Source organism: Paenibacillus sp. WC2504, assembly GCF_052682475.1.
This window is the reverse complement of sequence record NZ_JBQZFH010000001.1, coordinates 2,082,572-2,102,851: the sequence shown is the minus strand read 5'-3', so window position 1 is coordinate 2,102,851 and position 20,280 is coordinate 2,082,572. Positions and strand designations below refer to the sequence as shown.

At 47.6% G+C, this 20,280-nt stretch carries 12 protein-coding genes and 1 pseudogene; all 13 read right to left on the bottom strand.

What is annotated here, in order from left to right; all coding sequences use genetic code 11:
* Positions 1–32 precede the first annotated feature (32 nt).
* Positions 33–1,484 carry a CoA-acylating methylmalonate-semialdehyde dehydrogenase gene (locus ACUN27_RS09365; protein WP_326060395.1) on the bottom strand — a complete coding sequence of 484 codons (1,452 nt, stop codon included), beginning with the start codon at positions 1,482–1,484 and terminating at the stop codon, positions 33–35.
* The gene (locus ACUN27_RS09360) at positions 1,481–2,671 is read right to left on the bottom strand and encodes an iron-containing alcohol dehydrogenase (protein WP_315952237.1); all 1,191 of its coding nucleotides are present in this window, start codon (positions 2,669–2,671) and stop codon (positions 1,481–1,483) included. Before ACUN27_RS09360 ends, ACUN27_RS09365 begins: the two co-directional genes overlap by 4 nt.
* Before the next feature lie 16 nt (positions 2,672–2,687).
* Positions 2,688–4,832, bottom strand: a complete 2,145-nt coding sequence (locus ACUN27_RS09355; protein WP_315951820.1) for a beta-galactosidase trimerization domain-containing protein — start codon at positions 4,830–4,832, stop codon at positions 2,688–2,690.
* Between the two features lie 156 nt (positions 4,833–4,988).
* Positions 4,989–7,100 carry a hypothetical protein gene (locus tag ACUN27_RS09350; RefSeq protein WP_315951822.1) on the bottom strand — a complete coding sequence of 704 codons (2,112 nt, stop codon included), beginning with the start codon at positions 7,098–7,100 and terminating at the stop codon, positions 4,989–4,991.
* Between the two features lie 460 nt (positions 7,101–7,560).
* Positions 7,561–8,772 (bottom strand): annotated as a pseudogene (locus tag ACUN27_RS09345) (NAD(P)-dependent malic enzyme); the annotation flags it as partial.
* 293 nt (positions 8,773–9,065) lie between these two features.
* Positions 9,066–11,249 carry a malate synthase G gene (locus ACUN27_RS09340; protein WP_326060398.1) on the bottom strand — a complete coding sequence of 728 codons (2,184 nt, stop codon included), beginning with the start codon at positions 11,247–11,249 and terminating at the stop codon, positions 9,066–9,068.
* A 26-nt stretch (positions 11,250–11,275) separates the two neighbouring features.
* Positions 11,276–12,043, bottom strand: coding sequence for a fumarylacetoacetate hydrolase family protein (locus ACUN27_RS09335; protein ID WP_315951827.1), 768 nt, complete (start codon positions 12,041–12,043; stop codon positions 11,276–11,278).
* A gap of 170 nt (positions 12,044–12,213) precedes the next feature.
* Positions 12,214–12,960 (bottom strand): IclR family transcriptional regulator, encoded by a 747-nt coding sequence (locus tag ACUN27_RS09330; RefSeq protein WP_315951829.1) that lies wholly within the window; start codon positions 12,958–12,960, stop codon positions 12,214–12,216.
* A gap of 164 nt (positions 12,961–13,124) precedes the next feature.
* Positions 13,125–14,000 (bottom strand): carbohydrate ABC transporter permease, encoded by an 876-nt coding sequence (locus ACUN27_RS09325; RefSeq protein WP_315951830.1) that lies wholly within the window; start codon positions 13,998–14,000, stop codon positions 13,125–13,127.
* A 12-nt stretch (positions 14,001–14,012) separates the two neighbouring features.
* Positions 14,013–14,966 carry an ABC transporter permease gene (locus tag ACUN27_RS09320; RefSeq protein ID WP_315951831.1) on the bottom strand — a complete coding sequence of 318 codons (954 nt, stop codon included), beginning with the start codon at positions 14,964–14,966 and terminating at the stop codon, positions 14,013–14,015.
* 18 nt (positions 14,967–14,984) lie between these two features.
* Positions 14,985–16,070: a mandelate racemase/muconate lactonizing enzyme family protein gene (locus ACUN27_RS09315; RefSeq protein ID WP_326061291.1), complete on the bottom strand. Its 1,086-nt coding sequence runs from the start codon at positions 16,068–16,070 to the stop codon at positions 14,985–14,987.
* A gap of 33 nt (positions 16,071–16,103) precedes the next feature.
* Positions 16,104–18,422, bottom strand: a complete 2,319-nt coding sequence (locus tag ACUN27_RS09310; protein WP_326061290.1) for a helix-turn-helix domain-containing protein — start codon at positions 18,420–18,422, stop codon at positions 16,104–16,106.
* Positions 18,423–18,547: 125 nt separating this feature from the next.
* Positions 18,548–20,083 (bottom strand): extracellular solute-binding protein, encoded by a 1,536-nt coding sequence (locus ACUN27_RS09305; protein ID WP_326061289.1) that lies wholly within the window; start codon positions 20,081–20,083, stop codon positions 18,548–18,550.
* Positions 20,084–20,280: the final 197 nt, after the last annotated feature.

Sequence of the window (20,280 nt, the reverse complement as noted above, 5' to 3'; positions counted from 1 at the left end):
TGTTCCTCATTGTAGCACGGACGGCAAGCGTCTTAGTAGCGCGAAGTTACCATCTTCTTGCGGGTGTAGAATTCAACCCCGTCTCTACCATTGGCATGCAGATCCCCGTAGAAGGATTTCTTGAACCCCGAGAATGGAAAGAAGGCCATCGGCGCAGGCACTCCGACATTGATGCCCAGCATGCCCGCATCGATCTGCTCGCGAAATTGCCTGATGGCTTTCGCGCTGTCCGTATATAAACAAGCGCCATTGGCAAATTCCGAACGATTGGCGATTTCAATCGCTTCCTTCAAGCTGCTTGCGCGAACAATGCTTAAGACCGGTGCAAAAATTTCATCCTGCCAAATTTTCATATCGGTTTGAACCCCGTCAAAAATAGTCGGACCGAGAAAAAATCCACTCCCCTGCGTTGCCGCCGCATTTCGTCCATCCACGACTATAGAAGCTCCTTCACGAATACCCGCTTCAATGTAGTCTATCGTCCGGTCTTTATGGGACGACCGGATGACCGGACCGAGGAAGACGTCTCGTTCGAGCCCGTTGCCAATCTTCAAACGGCTTGCTGCTTCCTGCAATTTATTAACAAGAGGATCAGCAATGTCTCCTACAGCTACAACGACGGAACATGCCATACACCGTTCGCCGGCTGAGCCGAACGCTGCGCTCAAGATATTGCTGACCGTAAGTTCCAGATCGGCGTCAGGCAGCACAATACTATGATTTTTGGCTCCTGCTAGCGCTTGAACTCTCTTGCCATGAGCGGCGGATGATTTGTACACATACTCCGCAACAGGTTGGGAACCTACGAACGAGATAGCCTGGATATCCGGATGCTCGATCATCCCGTTAACGATCTCCTTCGAGCCGTGCACAATGTTGAGCACGCCATCCGGAAGCCCTGCCTCTGAGAATAATTCCGCCAAACGGTTCGCTAACAGCGGAGTTCTTTCCGATGGCTTCAGAATAAATGTGTTTCCACATGAAATCGCTAACGGAAACATCCAGCATGGCACCATCATCGGAAAGTTAAAAGGCGAGATGCCCGCAACGACCCCAAGCGGGTACCGATACATGCCCGATTCGATACCGGTTGCAATGTCGGGCAGCTGGGAACCCATCATCAGCGTTGGTGAACCCGCCGCAAACTCGACGCATTCGATCCCGCGCTGCACTTCACCATAAGCTTCCGTGTAGCTTTTGCCGTTCTCCTGCGTAATAAGCCGAGCGAGCTCCTCCCAGTGCTCTACCAATAGCTGCTGGTATTTAAAAAGAATGCGCGCACGCTTCGGTACCGGGGTCTCCCTCCAGGCGGAGAAGCTGCTGCGTGCTGCCTCTACCGCTGCATGCAAATCGCTGCGCGTAGACAGAGGGACTCGCGCGATGGCTTCTCCTGTCGCCGGGTTCGGCACGATCTCATAGGAGGAGCTGTCGGACGGAACCCACCTGCCCCCGATATAATTTTGTAAAACCGGAATCGTTGTCATCGCGCCGCTCCTTCTTCTTTTTTAAACTCGTAATCGTAACAAAATCGATATAGAGCTTCAATATCACTTGCGGTTACAGCTCTCGGATGATTACCGGGACTTCCGCTGGCAATCGCGTCAACCGCCATCTGTGGAATCGCCTTGTCAAACGCCTCGCGATCTATTCCCCAATCACGTAAATTCGGAATGTTCAAGAGGCGGCATAATGTACGGACCTCCTCCATGACAGCGCCTGATAACCTTTCTCTCCCGCTGTCAGCGAGGTCGGGTCGCATCACGCGCCCGATCTCAGCCAGACGTTCCTGCGCATATGCTGATGTAAATTCAAGGACAGCTGGCAGCAGCATCGCGTTGGATATTCCGTGGGGAACATGAAAAAGTGCTCCCAGCGGTCGAGACATGCCGTGAATCAACGTCACCGAAGCGTTGGAGAATGCGGCACCTGCCAACATAGAGCCAAGTGCGATTTGAGCGAAGTCTTCCGCATCCCCTTTTTTCGCATAACAGACGGGCAGATGTTTGATCAATAAGGCAATGGCTTGAAGAGCCCAACCGTCACTCAGTGGATTGGCCTTCCGGGACCAATGCGCCTCGATGGCGTGGCATAAAGCATCAATGCCTGACGATGCGATGACGGACGGAGGACACGACATACACAGCAGCGCATCTATGATCGCAACTTGCGGCACTAACTCCGGCTGAGCGATCATCATTTTGACATCCCTTCGGGTATCAATGATGACTGTCACTTTCGTGACCTCAGAGCCTGTCCCCGCCGTCGTTGGTATGGCAATCAACGGCAATGGGCGATTAGCGAACTTTTTCACTCCGCCGACATAGTCTCCGATATATCCTGTGTTCGTCATCATGGCAGCGGTCGCCTTGGCGGCGTCGATGCAGCTGCCTCCTCCCAAAGCGACAATCACATCGCACTGCTCCTCCCGGCAGATGGCGAGCGCTTCATCCACATGCCGATCAGTTGGCTCTGTTTCAACACCGCTATAGATCGCGCAGGAGAAACCTGCTTGTTCCAAATAATCTCTGCATGTCTGGACGTGGCCGATTTGTGCCATAACGGGATCGCTAACGATTAGAGCTTTGGTCCCTAAACTTGATGCATAGGAAGCCACCTCTGAGAAAGCACCTAATCCTATGTTGATTTTCGCCGGCATCAAAATCTCATGTATCATGCTTAGCACCCCCTCATTCAAAAACAACGACATCATAGTCCAAAATGCTGGACACGACGACAGAAACAGCATCCACTTCTCTGGTCATTGTTAACGGGCTATGATCGGATAACCGGAAAGCTCGCTGTGGCTCGAAATCTTCACCTAACGGCAAACGAATCGTCACATCACGGGCCGCAATGAGTTGTCTAAACATTCTCCGTCCGCCATTCACGTTCACAAGATGAACCAGACGCCGTTGTTCCTGAACTCTTAATGTGGCCAACAGCGTTTCCGGACCCTCCACCTGTAACGGCAAACGTTCCTTTGTCGTCCATAACACCGCATTCACCAGCAAAAGCGCCCAATCCGGATAACCGTATCGTGCAAATGCCGTATCCTGTTGTCCCGGAAAATAAACGGTTCTGCCGCCGCCTGCATGCTCCCTGGCGATCAACATCGGCATTCCGGTATCCGGTTCCAGCGTGTACGACTGCCCCTCGGGGAAAACACGGAATGGCGCGGACAACGTCAACGGCACGTCCGAATCTTTGTCGGCGGCGACTCGGCAATAAGCGTTTGAAGCCGGTATTACCGATGTATCCCCAAGCCGATCCAGTAAAGGATGTGAGGAATTTTGTACATTCAAGTAGCTTTGTTTGTATACACCGTTCTCCTCTCCCATTACGGAATTCGTACTTATATAGGAGGCACCGAATAAATTTGCCAGTAAAAAGTCTGACCGCTTGCTGCCATCTGTATCAAACAAGGAAGTTTCAAACGTAGCGATGACACTGCCGCCGTTCTTAGCATATTGGTTTAGTGCAGCTGCCGTCTCTTCCGACATGCAGGCAACGGAAGGCAGGATGATTGTCCGGTATTTGCCGAGATTCCCCTTCTTCACAACGGCATCCGAGATGATATCGAACGGAATGTGATTATCCGACAGCGCCAATTCAACCCCTCTGATCGCGTCGACATAGTTCAGCTTTGGCTTCTCTTTTCCGTAGTAAAAGAGGGTATCCTGGGAGTAGACGATGGCCACGTTTGCTCCGGATCGGTCATCGTTGTAATAATCTTGATTGTCAGCTACAAAGTGATATAGCGATTTCACCGCCGGAAAACCTCTCTGATCCTGATGCCCATGAATCGGTCCTCCGGATAAATTCAAGATGGCATTGCCCCCGTTCGCATAAATCTGGGCCATATACACCTTTTGTTCAGCCGGCGGCACAGCATTTCTACGCCACGGCCACGCTTGGAAATAGGAGGCCAGCACCCATGGCTGATGATCGCTGACATTGTCCAGGAAGTTCGCTTCCTCCGCAGGCCAAAGCAGAAAGTCCCAGTGGCTTGAATCCCCTTCTACACGGATCCGGGTTTGTGCTTCCACTTGAACCGCGTCGATATAGGCCGCCATTCCTTCAATATCTAACGCGCCTTTGGTCGTCCATCCCGTTTCCCCAAAGCACACGCTGTTACACATCACCGGCATATTCGGATCAAGCGATTTCACCAAGTCATACAAAAATTTGGAGCGCTCCACGACACGCTGCTGCCGCCACCGTTGGAAAGTTCCCCAGACAGGATCGTTCCAATCCTCTTTCACCGGAATCTGGCTGCCGGCGTAAGCTCCGAACGCTTCTCTGCAGCGAGCACAGTGACAAATACCGTTGCCATAAGAGGAAAAGCCATAGCTTCCGCCGCCGAATTTGATGCCGTCGACCTCGTAGCGCATCACGATTTCGCGTAAAATTTCCGCTAAATATTCATTTTGATAACCGCTTAGCGGACATGCGATATAAAAATCGCCCAAATCCTGATTTGCTTTATACGGCTTGCCTTCGTGGTCACAGGAGCACCAATCCGGATGTTCTAACGCAGCATTACCCGGAATCAGACTCAAGTCCATTGCCGCCACTGCGCGGATATCATGTGATTGAACCGCTTTCACGATTTCCCCTGTCAGATCCCGATCCCCCAAAAAAGGGCTTTTTCTGATCGACAAGTTGGTAGGATGCACCGTCACATACCCTGCGCAAAAAAACGACAGCACATTTACACCGAGTTCGTTCAAATCTTTCGCAAAACGCTCCGTGTCAAAATCAAGACAATCGACATCCCTGATTGTCAGATGTACGCCTCTGCTTCGCTTGCTCAACCAATCCGATTTCGCCATATTCATCCCCCAATATGCGTAGTGTGAACTCTGCCCAATCTGATTATAGATACAGTTAGTGCCGCATCCTATAGACACTTTTTGTTACGATGCCTCCGCTCTTGTTCAGCGCAATATTTGTCCAAGAAGGCATAATCTGTCTTTAAGCTATAGAAGTTATTTGCTCGCTGGCATCTGATTACCGGCGTAAACAAAGGCAATATCTTCTAGTACCTGCGGACGATATAGCTCCCATGAGAAAGGTGTCTTGCCAAGGTGCATCAAGGGATGTTCTACGTAGTGCGCCTTGGTTACCGCGATCAGCCGCTCCCAATGTCCAGCTGCGTGCGGTGCCTCCAGAAGCTGAATCGCATGAAGGCGTTCGGTTTCATCTCCAGTTCTTTTATACAGCTCATAAGAAACGGCAGCCCGCAGTTTATCCGCAAAATAATAATTCAAATGGGCCCACGCTTCAATGTCAGCCTTTTCGCAACAGAGTACAGGTGTATCGGCTTTAATAGCCGCCAACCATTCAAGTCCGCGATTCGCATCCACCTCTAGCGTCTCTGCCAGTCTAAGCGGTGAAACCCTATCCGTTGTATGTCCTTCTAAGTGTTGGTCCACATATTCGGATACCGATAGATAGTGTGGATTAAACGTTTTCCGCTCCAGAAGATCCTGCAACGAAATAAACGATGCGCCTCCATCGTATTCCGCTTCGTCCGTGGACATGAAGCCTTCGGCATATAAGGTGAAATCCCATGTGAATGAATACATGGATGCGAGGGCCATTGGCATTTTACAAACAGCTGCATACGCTTTCAATAATGGCACTCCGATCGGTGCACGATGGCGCTGTTCGATTGCTTTCTCAAATACACGGTCGGGTGTATCCGGTTCATACAACAGCCTTCCCCATAGCATGTAATAGAGCCAGTTTTTTTCAAACAGATAGGTCCAGTCCATATGATCGCTATCCTTCAAATGGGCGTAATCGATGCCGGGAATCATGCATTCCGACCCGATATAGTAGCCCCCAACGTAGTCCTGCCCGTTCTCTGAAATATGCTCCCGGATGAAATCCGGCTGCGCCCAGCGAAGCGTGAAGAAGTCCTCGTTGCGGACCATCCAGGTGATTTTATAATTCGTTGGCGACGGTTTCCAATACCCCTCCATCCCCTGCGAGCCTCCGTGTGTCAGCAGCAGCTTGGAAGAGGAGTAGGCATGCGACCAATTGAATTTCACTTCCACCCATACCGGTTCAGGCATGAAGCCGTTGCTTTCTATCGCATTTCGTGTGATGGAAGGATCTACGGAAAACGGTGCGCGATGAATGAATTTCACCGGCCGGTTGGCTTGTTTCATGCCTTCAAAATAAACATCATTGACCCAATCCTGTCGACTTTGCGGCGTCATATCGTTCATTCGTTCCCCCAGCGAGATGCCGAGTCCAGTAAGATCCGGATACTCTTCAATCAGCTGAGTGACACATTCCCGGGTATATTGTTTGATCATGTCCGTGGAGTAAGAATCTCCATAATGATAAAAGGTTTCGTCGCTTATCGCTTGTGGATCATAATGCTCCCGGTAGGCTTCCGATACGAAAATGTTCCAATTGACCATATACGTCTCGATTCCACGTTCTTTGGCCATCCGGAATAAAGCGGTCCAGTACAGTTTCCACTCCGTTAGTTCTTCCTCACTGAAAGGGCATGCCTTCGGGAAATGCACAGGACGAATCATGTAGGGAAACGGATGCAGATTCCACAACGTTAGAACGTTGTAGCGGTTCTCAGCCATCATATCGAGAAACTTTTGCCAAAAGGCAAGATCACGAACCGTCTCCTTTTGAAGCTCAAAACACGCATTCTTCCGGTAGCTTGACCAAGGAAGATTGAATTTAACCGCACGGAATGGAAAGCGAGCATTCATGACGCACTCCGGGATGGCTGTCAACGATCCATAGTTCCGGAGCCGCTCTTCCAGTTCCAAGGTTCCGTACATAGCCCCCGCTTCATCACCGGCCAAAATGTACCAGATGAAGGAACCATGCCCTTCCCGCTTACGGAGTTCGAAACCCTCTGGAGCGACAGAGTTATCTATGGTTATGCCATGTTGAGTGGCGGCTTCCTCCCTATCTGAGATGATAATTACGCTCGTAGATATAACGTTAGCTGCTATATCCAAAGGTTTAGCTGTCCCCTCAAATCTTGCAATTGTGTCTAGCAGCTTAGAAGCTGCAAAACGGATCATGGATGAATCCTTGTGATACACAACGGTCGTAGTCACTTTCAGCTCACTCCTTCCCCTCATTAAGGCATTATCGTTATCGTTGCTTCCAGCTTGATTGTAACAAGTGTTTTCGAGGCATAGAACCGACAGTTCTTGATGTATCCTGCACGCCTATTCAAGGACAAAATCAGGGACAATAATTGTCTTCCTGATCATTTTTTGTCCTTAACCCTTACTGAGACACTTAGCGGAGGCGTAACCTCAAACTTGAGGAACTACAGGCCGCTATTCTAGCAAATTCAGCCCATTCCTCGTTCAAGCGGAACTACAGGCCCTTATTTGACCGCCTAAACCTGTTTTCTTTAAGAGAACGGACAAATAGAGGACCACAGTTCCCCTCAGCGTGAAAAAGAGCCTATTTGGGTCAAATAGCGCCCTGTAGTTCCCCTGGCCAGGAAGGAATCGCCCAAGCGATAGCAACAAAAAGGCCAACCGGATAATTCCGGTCGACCAAAGCTTAACTGATTGGTGTTAATTTTCGTTCAGCAAATTTCGAGCCTCTAAACTCAGGCGGTATTCGACGTGCAACTCCTGTTTGAATGGCAGCCTGCACCACTTGATCCCGAATTTCTTGTACGACCTTCTCATTAAAAATGGAAGGAATAATATACTGTTCATTTAGCTCATCATCCGTGACCGTGTAAGCAATGGCCTTCGATGCAGCCAGTTTCATTTCTTCGTTAATCTGGCTCGCTCTGCAATCAAGTGCCCCTCGAAATATACCCGGAAAACAAAGTACGTTATTGATTTGGTTCGGAAAGTCGCTACGACCCGTGGCGATCACTCTGACAAAAGGAGCAGCCGCTTCCGGATCGATCTCAGGGGTCGGATTCGCCATGGCGAAAATGACCGGATCGCTAGCCATGCGATGAACCTCTTCCAGCTTCAACACATTCGGTCCGGATACACCAATGAAAACATCGGCGCCATTCATCGCATCAGATAAGCTGCCCTTCGTATTCTCCTGATTGGTGTTTCGTGATACCCAGTCCCACAATGGATTATCGTAGGTGTGATCACGTGTCAAAATGCCCTGACGATCTACAGCCATGATGTGCTTTGCCCCGGCTCCCAACAACATTTTAACAATAGAAACGCCTGCAGCACCAATCCCTACAACAACGATTCGAATATCCTCGATTTTCTTCTTGGTTAACCTAAGGCTATTAATAAGTCCGGCTAAAACAACCACCGCTGTCCCGTGTTGGTCATCGTGAAACACAGGAATGTCCAACTCTTCCTTCAGGCGGGTTTCAATCTCAAAGCAGCGCGGAGAACTGATATCTTCCAAATTAATTCCACCAAAGGCCGGAGCCATATTCTTAATGGTTCGAATAATATCTTCCGTGTCTTTGGTATTTAGGCAGATGGGAACAGCATCCACACCTGCCAATTGTTTAAACAGCATCGCCTTTCCTTCCATCACAGGCATAGCTGCTTCAGGGCCGATATCACCCAAGCCTAGAACAGCTGTACCATCGGAGATCACAGCAACGGTGTTGCGTTTAATCGTCAACGTAAAGGCTTTTTCAGGATTTTCATGAATTGCCATGCAGACTTTGGCTACACCTGGTGTATAAACCTTCGATAGATCATCCCGGTTTTTCACCGGTATTTTGGGCTGGATTTCAATTTTGCCCCCTAGGTGTACAAGGAACGTGGGATCCGAGATATGATGCAGGACAACACCCGGCAGCATTCTAATTTTATCCGCTATCAATTCCTCGGCTTGTTCTCCCAGATTGACGGTAATATCCCTCGTGGTCGATTGCTTATCGGAACGAATCACGTCAATGGCGACGATATCTCCACCGGCACGACTTACCGCATTCGCCACTTCACCGAAAGTGGTCACCTTCTGATCCAATTCAATACGCAAGATGAGACTGTTAGATGAAGATTTCACTATACTTCTCCCCCTCCGTAATAAGGAAATTCTTCTTTTCCTGGTCTATAACGTCTTTATCTATTTGAAGCCGGCACCATGGCCTTGAATTCCCTACGTCTGCGATGCAAGATCGGTTCTGTGTAACCGCTTGGTTGTTCATAACCTTTGAATACCAGCTCGCACGCAGCTTGAAATGCTACAGAGTGATCTAAATTCTCAGCCATTGGACGATAGGCAGGATCTCCGGCATTTTGCTCATCTACCACCTTGGCTAAACGCTGCATCGTCTTAAGAATTTGCTCCTCTGTGCAAATCCCGTGATGAAGCCAATTAGCCAGGTGTTGGCTGGAAATACGCAAGGTGGCGCGGTCTTCCATCAGCCCCACGTTATTGATATCCGGAACCTTGGAGCAACCAATGCCTTGCTCTACCCAGCGGACAACATAGCCAAGAATACCTTGAGCATTATTGTCCAGTTCCTGTTGAATTTCTTCAGGAGTCCATTGCGGTTTTGCTTCCACAGGAATATTTAATATCTCATTCAGATAATCTTTTCCGCTCTCTTTTAATTGGTTCTGAATGTCTACTACATCCATTTGATGATAATGAAGTGCGTGTAATGTCGCTGCTGTTGGTGACGGCACCCATGCCGTATTGCAACCAGCCTGTAGATGAGCAATCTTTTGAGTCATCATATCCTTCATCAGGTCCGGCATGGCCCACATTCCTTTGCCAATCTGGGCACGCCCTTGCAAACCGCACGCTAACCCTATGGTAACGTTTGATTTCTCATAGCCTTGCAGCCAACGGGATGACTTCATATTATTTTTGCGGATCATAGGTCCTGCTTCCATAGAGGTATGCATCTCGTCGCCTGTTCGGTCTAAGAACCCTGTGTTAATAAAAACAATGCGATCCTTCACTTCGCGAATACAAGCCTTCAAGTTTACGGAAGTACGGCGTTCCTCGTCCATCACACCGATTTTGATCGTATTTCGCTCCAACTCGAGCATATCTTCCGTCCGATTAAACAAAAGATTAGCAAAAGCTACTTCCTCGGAGCCGTGCATTTTTGGCTTTACAATATAGACAGAACCTTTAAGCGAATTTTGATACGCACTATTTCTCAAAAGATCATGTTTGGCAATGAGGCTCGTTACAACAGCATCCAATATGCCTTCAGGAACTTCCTGCCCGTTCTGATCTAATACAGCATCGATCGTCATCAGATGTCCTACATTCCGGACAAATAAAAGTGAACGACCAGGCAAACTAATTTCCTCACCAGCAAGAGATGTATAGATACGGTCAGGATTCAAAGTCCTTGTAATAAATTTATTTCCCTTCGGTACGGAAGCCGAGAGATTTCCTTTCATTAGTCCCAACCAGTTCCTGTACACCAGTACTTTATCCTCAGCATCGACTGCAGCAACAGAGTCTTCGCAATCCATGATCGTCGTAAGCGCTGCTTCCATCAGGATGTCTTTCACACCTGCCAGATCATTCTGGCCAATCGGATGTTGGCGGTCAACTTGAATTTCAACATGTATCCCGTTATTTTTTAGCAAGATCGCAGAAGGATCGTCCGCCAGTCCTTGATAGCCAACAAGCTGAGAGGCGTCCTTCAAATCTGTCGTTTCCCCATTGGCTAGGGAGATGGACAATTCTCCATTCACGATTGCGTACCGAACAGCATCATGATGCGAGAAGTTAGACAGAGGTGCTGCTTGATCCAGGAAACCCTTGGCATACGCAATAACCTTATCTCCACGAATGGCATTGTACGCAGCAGTACGCTCGGCACCATCCTCTTCATCGATAACATCCGTTCCATATAAAGCATCGTAAAGACTTCCCCAGCGGGCGTTCGCAGCATTTAAAGCATATCTGGCATTATTGACTGGAACAACTAATTGAGGGCCTGCTTGATGGGCAATTTCCTCGTCTACCCCTTGTGTTGTAATTTGAAAATCTTCGACTTGCGGTTCCAAATAACCAATTTCTTGTAAAAAGGCTTGATAATTTTCGGCGTTAAAATTCCCTTTATTTTCAATGTGCCATTCATGAATAAGCTTCTGCAGCTCATCCCGTTTGGCTAATAAGGTTTTATTATGAGGGGCAAGGTCGTGAATCAACGTACTAAGATCTGCCCAGAACTTTTCACTTTTTAACCCGCTGCCAGGGAGTACCTCTGAATTAATAAACTGATAAAGTACCGCAGCAACTTGTAGATTTCCTACGTTTACATATTCGCTCATTTGGATGTCCCCTTTATACGTGTGGATTATGATTTTTGAGCAACAACAGGATTTTGCAAGTGACCTATGCCTTCAATGTAACAATCCACGACATCCCCATCCCGGACTTGATCTGCACCGGCAGGCGTTCCAGTCAGAATGATATCTCCTGGCATGAGGGTCATGAACCGGCTGATGTACGCGATCATGATATCAATTGGCGTAATGATCCGTTCCATGAGAGCATCCTGCTTAACGGTACCGTTCACGGTAGATTGAATGCGAGCCGAGTGATAATCGAAGTCGGTTACAATTACAGGACCCAGCGGGCAAAATGTATCAAATGATTTGCCAATCGTCCAATGACCCTCCGGATGGAAATAATTGAAGGCGCCCAAGTCGTTGGCTACCGTGTAACCGAAGATCACTTCGTGGATGTTTCTCGGGTCTATGTTTCTCGCTTCTTTCCCGATAATGACGGCAAGCTCCGATTCGAATTTGATATCGTCCGTTCCAAGTGGCAGAACCACGGCGTCTCCGGGTCCGACAACAGTGGTCAATGGCTTGAAGAACAGGATCGGCATTTCCGGCACCTCTGGTTTTGGCACCCCTTCGCCAACAAAATTTCTACCGATACCGATGATGTGTCTCGGTGTAAGAGGAGCTTTAAGTTGAACATCGTTCAATGAGAATGTCTTCCCAGTAAGAATACGAGAGGTGAAGATGTCTCCTGTAAATTCATGAATGTTAGAATCTTCTATGATTCCACTGCGTATCTCTGATTCACCAGAAACTATAAAACGAGCTAATTTCATACTAAAAGCCGCCTCTCTTGTTCATTATTATGAACAACGTTCTATATTTTGTATTTAAATTGATCTTCCCATAGTTTAACGTTTGTGTCAATGGGATTTTTGCCAATTTCTTTTCGCGGAATGGAATAGAAAAAATCCCGATTCACCTAAGTGACCCGGGACTTCTATGCTCATATATTCGTTGACAATCGCTTTGCTAAGGAGCAAATTTCACTGATGCTTTCTTCCTTCTTTCCCTCCCAATGATGGATGGGCATTGAACAACTGACTGCTGCAACTACGGTGCCAAGACGGCGGATCGGTGCAGCCACACAACAAAATCCCATCACGCCTTCCTGTATATCCAAAGAATACCCTCTTTGGCGCACGGTTTCTAATTCTTGCAAAAATGCTTCTCGGGAACCAATGGTATGAACGGTTATCTTATGGAGCGATTCCTGAGGGAATACCCGGCTGACTTGCTCGGCATCCATATCGATCATAAGCGACTTGCCAAGGCCGGTCGCATGAGCCGGGATACGAACGCCCGGCCCCGAAACCATCTGAACCGGTGTCGGTGCTTCCACTTTAGTCAGGTAGAGAACTTCGCTGCCATCCAAACGAGCCAACTGCACGGATTCTTGCATCTTTCGCATAACCGGCTCAGCCATTCGCCTGAATTCTTCAATCAGGTCGTACTGGCGAAAATAAGCGCTGCCCAAATCGCCAACCGCGCTTCCGAGAGCATACGTCTCATTCCTGTCTCGATTGATCCACTGCAGCCGCTCCATGGTCTGAAGTAGAGAGTACAGCGTGCTCTTGCTGATCCCCAAGTGCTTGGACAACTCGGACAGCTTCCATTTGTAGGGCTCCTCCGTCAGTAAGGTAAGTACAGCATGTGCCCGATCCAGCGCTGGGACGGAATACTTTTGCTCCATTTTGTCACGTCCTTTATATGATAAACATCGTTCGATATATTGATCGTATTATCCCTAGATGCTACCATGCGTGCAATGGCTAGTCAATGTAGAATAATAGAAAGTGCCCATTCCTTCCCCCGCTGCCTGTGAGCTGGAGAATGAATGGGCACATCCTGAATCAGTTAACCTTTGACGGAGCCTAGCATAACTCCCTTGGCAAAATGCTTTTGCAAAAAGGGATAGATGATTAAAATCGGCACCATGGCCAGCACAATCGAGGCCATACGAATCGTTTCCTGCGGCAATACTCTGTCGTCACTGCCGACAGACCCTGCACCGCTGGCATCGGAATCGATAACCAACGACTTGACCAGCACCTGCAAGGTCCATTTCTTGGCATCGCTCAAGTAAACCAGGGCATTGAAATACGTATTCCAATACGAAACGGCAAAGAACAGAACAAAAGCAGCAATCGCCGGCATGGATAAAGGAATGACAATGCGCCAGAATACGCCGATATCCGAGCAACCGTCAATTCGAGCGGCATCTTCCAACTCCGGAGGCAAGGAATCCAGAAATCCTTTTATCACAATCAAGCTCCAAGCATTCGTAAGACCCGACAAGATTAATGACCAGTGCGAGTTTAACAGGTTCATATCCTTCATTAATAAATAGTTAGGCAAAATACCTGCGTTGAACACCAAAGTAAAAATAACGCCGCCGAGCATCCATTTCCTGCCGGGTACATGTTTCTTGGTTAAGACGTACGCAAATGTAAAGGAGATGAGAATGCTTATCACAGTCCCTATTCCTGTAACGAATACGGTGCTTTTCAGGGCATTTACGAAGCTATTGGTTGACAAAATGTATTTGTACGCAGACAATGACCATTTTTCCGGGAATAGATAAAATTGCAAAGGCACGTAGACTTCCGGATCGGTAAAGGAAACGCTGAATACATAAATGAATGGAAATACACACGCTATAGAAATGATTGCCAGCAGCGAGTAGTTAATATAATCGAAGAATGTCATCTTCTTCGTTTTTACGAAACTCATGGGTACTCCTCCTTAATAAATCCCTTCTTGCCCCAGCTTCTTCACCACGTAATTGGACAGCATAACAAGAATCAAGCCCACAACACCTTTGAACATCCCCACCGTCACACCGACACTGATTTTCCCACCGAGGATACCAATCGTATACGCATACGTGTCAAACACCTGGGAAACCGAGGTTACCAGCGGATTGTTCATCAATAAGATTTGTTCAAAACCGACATCTGCCATATGCCCTAATCTTAAAATCAGCAAGATAATGATCGTCGGGCGAATGGCCGGCAGCGTCACATGCCAGATCTGCTTCATTCTCGACGCCCCGTCTATGACGGCTGCTTCATATTGTTGGGGGTCAACGCCAGCCATTGCGGCCAAGAAAATAATCGTCCCCCAGCCAACTTCCTTCCACATGCTTTGGGCGGTGAGCAGCCCCCAGAAAAAGTTGGGATTGGACAGAAAAGAGACCGTGTCGAAGCCCATATTCGAAATCAGTTTATTGATTAGCCCTACATCGGTGGAGAGCATAAAGAACGTCATACTAGCAACAACGACCCATGATAAAAAATGCGGTAAATAAACGATTGACTGATTAATTCGTTTGAACGTTTCATGCCGGATTTCATTGAGCATCAAAGCAAGCACAATCGGCAGCGGGAACATGAAAATGATGCCGAAAATATTAATTGCAAACGTATTTCTCAGCATGAGATAGAACACTTCACTCTGAAATAACTCGGTGAAATTGGTAAAACCAATCCATTCGCTCCCCCAGAGGCCTTTAAAAGGGTTGTATTCCTTGAAGGCAATCAAGAGCCCCCATAAGGGCGCGAATTTGAATATTAAAAAGTATAGGATGCCCGGCGCAGCCAGGGCATACATCCATTTGCTTTGCACCATGGCCGCCCATAACCGTGAACGTTCCTGAACGCGCGTACTTTTTACAATTGTTTGTACCTGTGTTTGCATCTGAAGCACCTCGCCCGTTTATTCACTCACTTGATACTCGGCTTTTTCAAGCCATTCCGGCCGTACTGTGATGCCCCAGCCTGGTCCTTGCGGAACCTGCACCGCACCGCCCGAAACTTTCAACGGCTCTTCAAAAAGTCCATTCGTCCAAGCATCCTCTTCAATCGTATATTCCATGTATTTCCCTGCATTCGGAATAGCTGAGACCATATGCAGCGTAAAGACGGTCAACATCGATAAATTCGCAGCATGCGGTGTACAAGTCATTCCCGCCGCTTCGGCTATCCGAGCGACTTCCAGTGCGCGGCTCAAACCTCCGACATAGCAAATATCCGGTTGAACGATATCGACGGCACGCATCTGTATCATCCGCTTGAACTGCGCCAAATCCGTATCCTGTTCCCCGCCGGTTACCGGAATATCCAGTACGTCGGCTACTTGCTTCGTCCACTCCAGCTCCATGTAAGGACAAGGTTCTTCAAAGTGACATACCCCGTATTCGGCAAGCATCTTGCCTGTTTCAATCGCCTTAGCCGGCGTAAATCCACTGTTCGCATCGACATACAGCTGCGTTTGGTCACCGATGGCAGCCCTTACAGCACGGACAACCTCTTCCGAACGTCCCGGATATACGTCCACATCACTCGCAAAGTTGTTGGCAATCCGAATTTTGAAAGCTTCGATTCCCTGCGTTTCCTTGAGGCGCAATATCCGATTAGCTTCCTCCTGCGGTGAAATGTTGCGCTTCATGCTGGAGCCGTATATTTTGACTTTACCAGGCTGTCCTCCGAGCAATTCACTTACACTTTTGCCCATCCGTTTCCCCTTCAAATCCCATAAAGCCGTGTCCAAACCTCCGACTGCTCTGCAAATGTAGGAACCGGGAAACTTATGCTCTTCCCTAACAACCTTTTCCGCCAAGGCTTCGATTTCATTCGAATCAGCACCCAATGCGTGCGGAGCTACTTGCTGATGCAGCACCAGCGCAGAAATATTAGCATGGTAAGGAGCAATCTGCCCGTAACCTTGCAGCCCATCTTCCGAAGTGACGCGGACAACGGAAAGCTGGCGGGTTGTAAAAGTCTCAATACGCTTAATTTTCATCCTATCGTTCTCCTCTTTTCATTGAATCTCTTCCTACCTGAACTGGGAGCGGAATTGCCCCGGTGTCATCCGTACATGTCGTTGAAAAATGCGGATAAAGTTGCGCTCGGAGTATCCAATCGCGGTGGCTACTTCGCTGATGCTTTGATCCGTATCTTTTAGCAGGCGCTCGGCCTGACCAATCTTCGTTTCCACCACATACTCCAAAAAGTTCTTTCCTACCTTTTTCTTAAACAGCCGGCTCAGATAGGAAGGGCTTACACCTACCCTCTCGGCACAATGCACCAAGGACAAATCATTTCCGTAATTGTTATGAATATACTGACACACCCACTGGATCGCGGATTCACCGGATGCTTCCCGATCATTTTTCGTTAACCACAGATACACCGGAAATAACGACTCCTCGAACCAATCGGTCATTTCCTTCGACGTCTGCTTGTTTCTTAACTGCCCGAAAAAATTATGCTCCATAATGTCGACGACATTCGCACCCTGTTTCTCCAGAGACACGATAAAAGCCGATAGGAAGATATGATAGCTTTGATATATAAATACATAGGATTGTGAATGACGCAGGATTTCTGTGAATTTCTCGAAATGCTGAATTGCTGTGGACAAATCCTCCTGCTCAAGAGCATGGAGAATCGCTTCTTGGAGCTCTACCGGGTACCGAAGCAGTGACTGCGTTTTCCCATGCTCGAAATCATCAATAAATAATAACGGTTCAGCGTCCCGAAATATCCGGTATTGCAAAGCATGAATCGCTTCCTTATAGGAAACCGGAACGTCTGCAATGTAAGGGTAGAACCGTCCGATGCACACGTTAACTTCAAAGGACAAATACTTATGAAACGCCTCGATCATCGCATAGGCATAGTTCGAGGTCAGCTCCTTCATGGTTTGCTGCTCCATCTCGGGCTTGAATTGCAGGATTGCAACACCTCTGCCTTGATAAGGAATCACGTAGCCTTCAAGGCTGTGCTGATTCAGCAACTCCTGCATGACATTGGCCAAGGAAAAGGCGACGATTCCTTTCTCTTCCGGCAAAAAGCGCTTCTCTTTATAAATATGGTCCGCATCGACAACCAGCACGACACTTGTAAATCCAACACCAATGCCGTACGCTAAGCAATCCTGAAGCAGCGTCTGATTAGCCGTATAATCACCGCTCAGCAGCTTGAAGAGAAACTTCTCGCGCAAGGACGGCTCCATATTTTGCACATAGCTTTCCAATTTCTCCGTCTCATTACTTAAATAATCCAGAGACTCCTTAATGATATCCAACTCGTCTTCCTTCGGCTCGACACCATGGCCACGCAGCGAACGGCTGTGATTAATCAATTGCCCGATTGGCGTATAGGCCCTCTTGGAGGTAATATACGTCAGAAGAATGCCGACACCTACAAATACAAGAACAATAAGCACCGTCATTTCACGAATCCAGCTTAATTGATCGGTAATGACCTGTTCAGGCGTCACAGATACGTAAGTTCTGGAAAATACATTTTTCACGTAGTGATATTGCGCCGGTTTCCCATCAATACCCTCCGCTACAAATATGCCCGAGTTCTGATCCGATGCCTTGATCATCGCAATGCCTTTTAATCTGGCCGTTTCTTCGGCCTGATTCACTTGGGGGTTTCGCTCTATCCCGAAAGGGTCGTTCAGCTTCACGATCATTAAACCTTGATCACCGGTCAACATGACCGTATCTGTTTCCATAAATGTGCTCAGTTTGGCAGCTTCAATCTCAAAGCCGAGGACACCCTTGGGTCCTTCCGTACCAATCAAGGGCAGCTTTCTGTAAAAGGTAATGTATCCTGCCTTGCCTTTCAGCTGTGTCCATTGTGTAGGACGTTTGATTGCGAGCAGTTCGTCAATATTTTGTTTATATTTGTAATATTCTTTCTCAATGGAGCCGTATTCATTGGAAATGACCTCATTGTTTGTGCTGTTATACAAATAAATTTCGCTAATGAAGCTATTGAAATTTTTAACCAAAGCAATTTTTTTCAAGATATCAAGCTTCAAAATACCGCTTTCATCCTGAGGATCCGTAAACTCTTGCTGAATAAAAGGATCATTGGCTAACTGGAGCGAATCCTGCTCAATTTCCTGTAAAACCGTTTCGGCACGATCCTTCATAATGGTCAAGGACGAGTCACTTTCAGCCTGTATGTATTTCTGCATCCGATGTGTAGAGAATTGATAGTACGCTACGCTAGCCAATATCACCGGAATACATACGGAAATACAGCCAAGCCAAATGAGCTTGAAGAAATACGTTCTCGTGTTCGTTCGCCTCTTTTTGCCTAGTTTTTTCAGAAACATGCTGCTCCAGTTAGCCATAAGTCCTCCCCGTCTTCTTAAGCCCCATTAACATACCACTCACTCATTCACACAGAGGGTTCGTGTGTTAAGCATAGGGAGCGGAGCTGCAAAAAGCAAGCAGAAAGGAACTCACCTGTGGCTGTTTATTTGGGAAACTTCTCCTTGTAATCTGCTGCGAATTCCTTATAGGCCGTTTGAAAATCCGGATTCGCATTGAGCTTCTCAATATAAGCTTTGTACTCATCCATCGAAATCTGCCCTACGATCGCTTTGACGACCATCGACTGCCATTCCGATTGGAACTTCGGCCAAATAGACGTCCACGTATTCGAATTAATGATAGAGAATGGATCAATTTTCCCTACTTCTGCATAAACGGCCACCGATTTCTCCTTGGCATCGTTATACGCTTTGGGAGCGGCAGGGTTAATAACTTTCATTTTATTATTATAGGCCAGTGGAAAAATAGCTCCTGTGCCGTTAGCGGTCACTTGTTTTACACCGAGTTCAGTGAGCTGCTGCTGGCCATCTACCATCTTATAATCGACGCCTTCGATCCCATAATAGTTATAGTCCGTTTGCTCCGGCGTCGTCGTTCTTTCGAAGAAGTCCAGGATTTGTCTTGCTTTCTCCTCCGGAACTTGTTTCGAAATATAAAAGGCTCCCGAGAATGGAACTGACAGCTGAACACTGGAACCTCCTGGACCTTTCATCGGTGGCAAAGAAATGACATTCGCATCCGGCTGCACTTTCTTGATCGTTTGTTCGAAGTTGAAATCCCGCCATGTATTTCTTCCATAAGAAACGGCCCGCCCTGTGGTGAAGATTTCTTCCGCCTGGGTTTGTTTAATGACAGAGAAGTCCTTGGCCAGAACGCCGTCGGTATACAGTTTGTGGAAATAGGAAACCATATCCGTGTAATTCGGTGTCAAATATTTGTTAATCATACCTCCGTCTTTCCCATAAATAGGATCGAGGCCTCCAAATGCAGCCAAAAAGCTTCCATCACTGTCGGCGAAGAAATTGCCTGTGTTGCCTTGGCCAATCAAACCAACTGTGTCTTTCTTACCGTTCCCATCGGGGTCGCCATCTACTATTGTCTTAAGGGTAGCTGCGTACTCATCCAATGTAGTCGGCACAGGTAAGTTGAACTTATCCAGCCAGTCCTTTCTCATTTTGAGACTGAGGTCAATATGCGGACGATTTCGTGGAACACCGAAAATTTTGCCATCCGTACGGACATAGTTCCACACATCTTTATATCCGTTTTTCTTTAAATTCGGATACTTGCTAAAGTCACCCAAGAGAGGCGTCAAATCCCAAAATGCCCCTTGCTTCACTGCATTTTGCAGCGTTGGACGTGTTATACTGTTCGCAACAATAACCTCTGGTATGTTGCCGGATGCCAAAACCAGGTCAAATTTTGTATCGTAGTCGCCTGAAGGGATCCAATCTATGTTTAGTTGAACTTTATTATCTTTTTGGAACTTCGTCCAATATTCATTGTTCATGTCTGGAATGTCCGCAAATGACGGTACCATAAACTGAACTTTCAGATCAGGTTTTGCAGCTGAAGTAGCCTTGGGCGTCTCCTTACTCTCTCCACAGCCTGCCAACACCCCTAATAAAAGCGGAGCGAGCATAGTCAAGCTGACCCTTTTTGTTGTAAAAATTTTCATAATAGCCTCCCTGTTGATGTTTCTGTATCGCCGCTGTTCAAGTGTCCGGAACTAACAAGACAACGTGTTAGGCTTTATTATAGGAGCATCGCCCACTGCAAGTAAGTGACAATTCTTGTTCTTGTTGTCCTTATAGGCAGCATATCAAATTTTGTCACATCGCAAGCCAGCGCTGGATTCCGGCTGCCAGACGTAAG

Coding starts and splice junctions, on each gene's coding strand:
- ACUN27_RS09310 (WP_326061290.1), bottom strand. CDS start 18,422: ATGGCTAACTGGAGCAGCATGTTTCTGAAAAAACTAGGCAAAAAGAGG.
- ACUN27_RS09325 (WP_315951830.1), bottom strand. CDS start 14,000: ATGAGTTTCGTAAAAACGAAGAAGATGACATTCTTCGATTATATTAAC.
- ACUN27_RS09335 (WP_315951827.1), bottom strand. CDS start 12,043: ATGAAATTAGCTCGTTTTATAGTTTCTGGTGAATCAGAGATACGCAGT.
- ACUN27_RS09330 (WP_315951829.1), bottom strand. CDS start 12,960: ATGGAGCAAAAGTATTCCGTCCCAGCGCTGGATCGGGCACATGCTGTA.
- ACUN27_RS09365 (WP_326060395.1), bottom strand. CDS start 1,484: ATGACAACGATTCCGGTTTTACAAAATTATATCGGGGGCAGGTGGGTT.
- ACUN27_RS09305 (WP_326061289.1), bottom strand. CDS start 20,083: ATGAAAATTTTTACAACAAAAAGGGTCAGCTTGACTATGCTCGCTCCG.
- ACUN27_RS09355 (WP_315951820.1), bottom strand. CDS start 4,832: ATGGCGAAATCGGATTGGTTGAGCAAGCGAAGCAGAGGCGTACATCTG.
- ACUN27_RS09320 (WP_315951831.1), bottom strand. CDS start 14,966: ATGCAAACACAGGTACAAACAATTGTAAAAAGTACGCGCGTTCAGGAA.
- ACUN27_RS09340 (WP_326060398.1), bottom strand. CDS start 11,249: ATGAGCGAATATGTAAACGTAGGAAATCTACAAGTTGCTGCGGTACTT.
- ACUN27_RS09315 (WP_326061291.1), bottom strand. CDS start 16,070: ATGAAAATTAAGCGTATTGAGACTTTTACAACCCGCCAGCTTTCCGTT.